We start from the raw sequence: 5534 nt of genomic DNA, 5'->3' as shown, positions 1-5534 counted from the left end.
GGCCGTGGCCGCCGAGTTCGCCCCGCTGCACTGGTCGCCGGGCAGCGTGGCCAGCCGCGAAGACGCGCGCGTGGCGGCCGAGATCGGTGGCCGCGTGGTGGCCGTCGCCGAAGTGGGCACGGCCCTGCGCCGTGGCGACGTGCTGGCCCGCATCGACGACGCCGCGCTGCGCCTGCGCGAACGGCAGGCCGCCGCCGACCTGGCCCGCCTGCAGGCCCAGGTGGACTACGCACGCCGCCAGGAAGAGCGCTTCACCGCGCTGGTCCGCGACGCCGGCATTTCCGGCGCGCAGCTCGACCAGGCCATCGCCGAGCGGCGCATGCGCGAACAGGACCTGGCCGCGGCGCGCGTGGCGCTGGAACAGGCGCGCCTGCAGCTGCGCCAGGCCACCGTGCGCGCGCCGTTCGACGGCGTAGTGGTGGAGCGCTCCACCGCGCTGGGCGAATTCCTCGCGCCGGGCATGGCGGTGGCGCGGCTGGTGAACCCCGCCGCGCTGGAAGTGCGCGCGCGCGCGCCCGTGGCCCTGGTCCGGCACCTGCGCGAAGGCGTGGCGGTGACGCTGCGCGACGGCGGGCAGGTGCATGCGCACCGCCTGGCCACGCTGGTGCCGGTGGGCGACGAAGCCTCGCGCCAGGTCGAACTGCGCGTCGCGCTCTCGCCGGAAGAAGCGGCGGAGGCCGGCCTGGTGGTGGGCGCCGCGCTGCAGGTGGGCGTCCCCAGCGACGCGGCGCGCCGCGTGGTGGCGGTGCCGCGCGATGCGCTGGTGCTGCGCCGCGAAGGCAGCCACGTGGTGCGGGTCGGCGCCGGCGACGCCGCCGAACGCGTGCCGGTGGAGATCGGCGCGGCCCAGGGCGAGCTGGTGGAAGTGCAGGGCGCCGTGCGTCCGGGCGACCGGCTGGTGGTGCGGGGTGCCGAACGCCTGCAGGTGGGACAGGCGCTGCGTGTTTCCGCGACCGGCCAGGCGCCGGTGGTGGCGCTGGCGGGCGGCCCGACGCGCCAGCGGCCGTGACGCGGCGCCGTCAGAGTTCGAAGCGGGTCTTGATCGGTTTCACCGGGCCCGTGTAGCGCTCCTTGCCCAGCCGGCCCTTCAGCGGCGGCAGGGCCAGCTTCGGTTCCGGGACCGCCTGGTCGGGCAGGTGGTCGAGCAGGTGGCGGATGAGCGTGAGCCGGCCGGTCTTCTGGTCGTTGAAGTCCACCACGTGCCAGGGCGCGAAGCGATGGTGGGTGGCCTTGAACATGGCGTCGCGGGCCTTGCCGTACTCGGCGTACTTCTCGCGCGCCTTGAGGTCGATGGGCGAGAGCTTCCAGCGCTTGAGCGGGTCGGCCAGGCGTTCGGCGAAACGCTCTTCCTGCTGCGCCTGGTCCACCGCCAGCCAGTACTTGAACAGCAGGATGCCGTCGTCCACCAGCAGCTTCTCGAACACCGGCGCCTGTGCCAGGAAGGCCTCGACCTGCTCCGGCGTGGCGTAACCCATCACCTTCTCGACGCCGGCCCGGTTGTACCAGCTGCGGTCGAACAGCACGATCTCGCCGGCCGCGGGCAGGTGCGGCACGTAGCGCTGGAAGTACCACTGGCCCTGTTCGCGTTCGCTGGGCTTGGACAGCGCCACCACCCGGCACTGGCGCGGGTTCAGGCCGTCGGCGATGGCGTTGATGGCGCCGCCCTTGCCGGCGGTGTCGCGGCCTTCGAACAGCACCACCAGGCGCTTGCCGGTGTGCTGCAGCCAGCGCGCCATGGCATTGAGCTCGACCTGCATTTCCTCGAGCTTGTCCTGGTAACGCCGGCGTTTTTCCTTGCTCATGCAGCGGCTCCTGGTGGGCGCCCGGGCTCAGCGTTCGCGGAGGCGGGGGCGCAGGTTGGCGAGGTTGCAGGGTTTGGTGCGGGCGTCGAGCTGGGCGCGGATGAGCTTTTCCCAGCCGGTGCGGCAGGCCGAGGTGGAGCCGGGCAGGGCGAACAGGAAGGTGCCGTTGGCCAGGCCGGCGAAGGCGCGCGACTGCAGCGTGCTGGTGCCGATCTCGTCCCAGCTCAGGTGCCGGAACAGTTCGCCGAAGCCGGACATTTCCTTGTCCAGCAGCGGCAGCAGCGCCTCGGGGGTGGAATCGCGGCCGGTGAAGCCGGTGCCGCCGGTGACCAGGATGCCGTGCACGGCCTCGTCGGCGATCCAGCGCGACACCAGGGCGCGCAGCGCGTACTTGTCGTCGCGCACGATGGCGCGTTCGTGCAGCTGGTGGCCGGCTTCGGCCAGCGCGGCGGCGAGGTAGTCGCCGGAGCTGTCGTTTTCCGCGGTGCGGGTGTCGGACACCGTCAGCACGCACAGCGACAGCGGCTGGAATTCGTTCGCGGCGCTCATGCGGCCTCCGTCAGCAGTTTCAGTTCGTCGGCCTGGTGTTCGCGGGACAGGCGCTCGACCAGTTCGTCGAGGTCGCCGTCCATCACCTGCGGCAGGGCGTACAGCGTGAGGCCTTCGACGCGGTGGTCGGTGATGCGGCCCTGCGGGAAGTTGTAAGTGCGGATGCGCTGGCTGCGGTCGCCGCTGCCCACCTGCAGCCGGCGCGACTGCGCCTGGGCCGCGGCCTGCTTCGATCGCTCCTCGTCGAGCAGTTTCGCTTTCAGCAGCGACAGCGCGCGGGCGCGGTTCTTGTGCTGGCTGCGTTCGTCCTGGCACTCCACCACGATGCCGCTGGGCAGGTGGGTGATGCGGATGGCTGAGTCGGTCTTGTTGACGTGCTGGCCGCCGGCGCCGGAGGCGCGGAAGGTGTCGACCTTCAGGTCGGCGTCGCGCACGTCGATCTCGTCCACCTCGTCGAGTTCGGGCAGGATCGCCACCGTCGCGGCCGAAGTGTGGATGCGGCCCTGCGATTCGGTGGCCGGCACGCGCTGCACGCGGTGGGTGCCGGATTCGAACTTCAGGCGCGAGTAGGCGCCCTTGCCCTCGATGCGCGCGATGATTTCCTTGTAGCCGCCGTGTTCGCCTTCGCTGGCGGAGACGATCTCGACGTTCCAGCGCCGGCGCTCGGCGTAGCGCGCGTACATGCGGAACAGGTCGCCGGCGAAGAGGGCGGCTTCGTCGCCGCCGGTGCCGGCGCGCACTTCGAGGAACAGGTTGGCGTCGTCGCGCGGGTCCTTGGGCACCAGCAGCAGGGCCAGCTCCCCGTCGAGCGTGGCCAGGCGCTGCTGGGCGGCGGGGATTTCCTCCTCGGCCAGCTCGCGCAGCTCGGGGTCGGCGCGCATGGCTTCGGCGGCCTGCAGGTCGCGCTGGGCCTGGGCCCAGGCGGCCAGGCCGGCGGCGACCGGTTCGAGTTGGGCGTATTCCTTCGACAGCGCGCGGAAGCGGGGGTTGTCGGCCAGCACGGCTGGGTCGGACAGCAGGCGGCCGACTTCCTCGTGGCGTTCGGCCAGGGCCTCGAGCTTACGGCGCAGGCTGGGCGTCATCGCGGTCGTCGTAGAGGCGCGAGGCGGCGCGCAGCAGGTCGAGGTCGCCGTCGAGCGCGGCCTGGCGCAGCGCGGCGCTGGGGCCGTGCAGCAGCTTGTTGGTGAGCTGGTGCGCCAGCAGCGCCAGGACTTCCTCGGCGGGCTTGCCGGCGGCCAGCTGCTCGCGGGCGCGGGCCAGGGCTTCCTCGCGCGCGGCCTCGCCGCGGCTGCGCAGGGTGCGCAGCGCGTCCTGGCGGCCCTGGGCGCGCCACCAGGCCATGAAATGCTCCACCTGCAGGTCGATGATGGCCTGCGCCTGCTCGGCCGCTTCCCGGCGGGAGGCGCGGTTTTCCTCGATCACCTGCTCCAGGTCGTCCACGGTGTAGAGGTAGACGTCGGGCAATTCGGCCACGCTGGCCTCGATGTCGCGCGGCACGGCGAGGTCGAGCATGAAGATCGGGCGGTGCTTGCGCGCCTTCAGCGCCGCCTGCACCGCGGCGCGGCGCAGCACGGGTTCGCGGCTGGCGGTGGCGGTGATGACGATGTCGGCTTCGGGCAGGTGCCGTTCGAGCTCCGACAGCGGCAAGGCGTAACCACCGTGGCGGCTGGCCAGCGTCTGCGCGTGTTCGAGCGTGCGGTTGGCGACCAGCAGGCGCTTGGCCTTGGCGTCCACCAGGTGGCGCGCAGCCAGTTCGATGGTGTCGCCGGCGCCGACCAGCAGCACGGTGGCGCGGTCGAGTTCGCTGAACACCTGGCGCGCCAGGCGCACCGCGGCATAGGCCACCGAAACCGGGTGGGCGCCGATTCGGGTGTCGGTGCGCACGCGCTTGGCGACCTGGAAGCTTTGCTGGAACAGGCGGTCGAGCGGCGTGCGCAGGCGCTGCTGGCTGCGCGCGGCCTGCCAGGCTTCCTTCACCTGGCCCAGGATCTGCGGTTCGCCCAGCACCAGCGAATCGAGGCCGGTGGCGACGCGGAAGAGGTGCCGCACGGCGTCCTCGTCGCGGTGTTCGTACAGGTAGTCGCCGAGGGCCTCGGGTGCCAGCCCGTGGTGCCGGGCCAGCCATTCCGCCACCGCGCCCTCGCGGCCTTCGGCGACCTGGGCGTACACCTCGGTGCGGTTGCAGGTGGAGAGCACCGCCGCTTCCTCCACGCCCGGCACCGCGCCGAGGCCGGCCAGCGCCGCCGGCAGCTGGCCCGCGTCCAGCGCGACGCGCTCGCGCAGGGCGAGGGGGGCGGTCTGGTGGTTGAGTCCTAGGGCTAGCAGGGGCATGGCTGGGGACTGTGGCGGCACGCGTTGCGCTAAGCTTCGGCGGGCTGGGCTCTTGGTGGATTCCGGCGCTCATTCTAGCCCCAGGCCGCGAAAACCCCATGATCTGGAGCAAATCCCCCGCACCTGCCGCGCTGATGCTGGCGCTGGCCCTGGCGGGTCCCGCCGCCGCCCGGGGCGAGGGACCGGTGGGCGAGGTGATGGCCGGCGAATTCGCCCTGCAGCAGGGCGACCTGGTGCTGGCCGCCGGGCATTACCTCGAAGCCGCGCGCGGCTCCCGCGATCCGGGCCTGGCCGAACGCGCCGCCCGCATCGCCCTGCTGGCCGGGCCCGGGGCGCCGGTCGCCGATGCCATCGCCCGGTGGCGCGAGCTGGCGCCGGACTCCCTGGCCGTGCGCGCCGCCGCCATTTCCTTCGCGCTCGAGCAGGGCAACCCCGAGGACGCCACCGACGAGGCCGGCGCCCTGATGGCCCTGCCGGCCGCCGAAGGCCTGCCGGTGCTGCTGTCCGCGCTTGGCGATGCCCGCGGGGATGCCGCCATCACCGCGCGCGCCGTGATGCGCGGGCTTTACGAAACCGACCGGCTGCCGCCCAGCTTCGGCGGCTGGCTGGCCATGGCCGGGCTTGCGCGCCGGCTCGAGGACGCCGTGCTGTCGGAGCAGTTGGTGGTGCGCGGGCTGGAGCGTTTCCCGGACGACCCGCGCGCCCACCTGCTGCAGGCCTCCCGCCTGCGCGAGCGCGGCCTGGACGAGGCCGCGCGTGGCCACCTGGTGGCGCTGGGCGAACCGGCCAAGCTGGCGCCGGAGCTGCGCCGGGCCGCGGCGCGCGAATACGGGCTGCTGGGCGATCCGCTGG

Annotated in this window: 5 protein-coding genes and 1 pseudogene; 2 read left to right on the top strand and 4 right to left on the bottom strand. The window is 73.1% G+C overall.

Annotation, left to right across the window (positions count from 1 at the left end; translation table 11 throughout):
* Positions 1-1009: efflux RND transporter periplasmic adaptor subunit (locus tag N790_RS03410; RefSeq protein WP_156969911.1), on the top strand; the 1009-nt coding region annotated here is incomplete at its 5' end.
* A 10-nt stretch (positions 1010-1019) separates the two neighbouring features.
* Here N790_RS03410 and ppk2 read toward each other — a convergent pair.
* Genes ppk2 through hemA form a run of 4 tightly spaced genes read right to left on the bottom strand, consistent with a single transcriptional unit; the run spans position 1020 to position 4682 of the window.
* Entirely contained in the window at positions 1020-1802 is a 783-nt protein-coding gene (gene ppk2 / locus N790_RS03405; protein WP_043800749.1) for a polyphosphate kinase 2, read from the bottom strand.
* Between the two features lie 27 nt (positions 1803-1829).
* Positions 1830-2351, bottom strand: a complete 522-nt coding sequence (moaB, locus tag N790_RS03400) for a molybdenum cofactor biosynthesis protein B (RefSeq protein WP_043800746.1) — start codon at positions 2349-2351, stop codon at positions 1830-1832.
* On the bottom strand, positions 2348-3433 hold the full coding sequence (gene prfA, locus N790_RS03395; protein WP_043800744.1) for a peptide chain release factor 1: 1086 nt from the start codon (positions 3431-3433) through the stop codon (positions 2348-2350). The genes moaB and prfA overlap by 4 nt, the downstream gene beginning before the upstream one ends.
* Positions 3411-4682 (bottom strand): glutamyl-tRNA reductase, encoded by a 1272-nt coding sequence (hemA, locus tag N790_RS03390; protein WP_043800741.1) that lies wholly within the window; start codon positions 4680-4682, stop codon positions 3411-3413. The genes prfA and hemA overlap by 23 nt, the downstream gene beginning before the upstream one ends.
* A 98-nt stretch (positions 4683-4780) precedes the next feature.
* Here hemA and N790_RS03385 point away from each other — a divergent pair.
* A pseudogene (locus N790_RS03385) lies at positions 4781-5534 on the top strand (hypothetical protein); the annotation flags it as partial.

It is taken from the genome of Arenimonas malthae CC-JY-1, assembly GCF_000747075.1.
GTDB lineage: Bacteria > Pseudomonadota > Gammaproteobacteria > Xanthomonadales > Xanthomonadaceae > Arenimonas > Arenimonas malthae.
The sequence above is the reverse complement of the archived record's forward strand: the minus strand, read 5'-3'. Positions and strand labels throughout refer to the sequence as shown.

Bases quoted from the DNA above. Each gene is read 5' to 3' on its own strand.
- moaB (WP_043800746.1), bottom strand. From the start codon at position 2,351: ATGAGCGCCGCGAACGAATTCCAGCCGCTGTCGCTGTGCGTGCTGACG.
- ppk2 (WP_043800749.1), bottom strand. From the start codon at position 1,802: ATGAGCAAGGAAAAACGCCGGCGTTACCAGGACAAGCTCGAGGAAATG.
- hemA (WP_043800741.1), bottom strand. From the start codon at position 4,682: ATGCCCCTGCTAGCCCTAGGACTCAACCACCAGACCGCCCCCCTCGCC.
- prfA (WP_043800744.1), bottom strand. From the start codon at position 3,433: ATGACGCCCAGCCTGCGCCGTAAGCTCGAGGCCCTGGCCGAACGCCAC.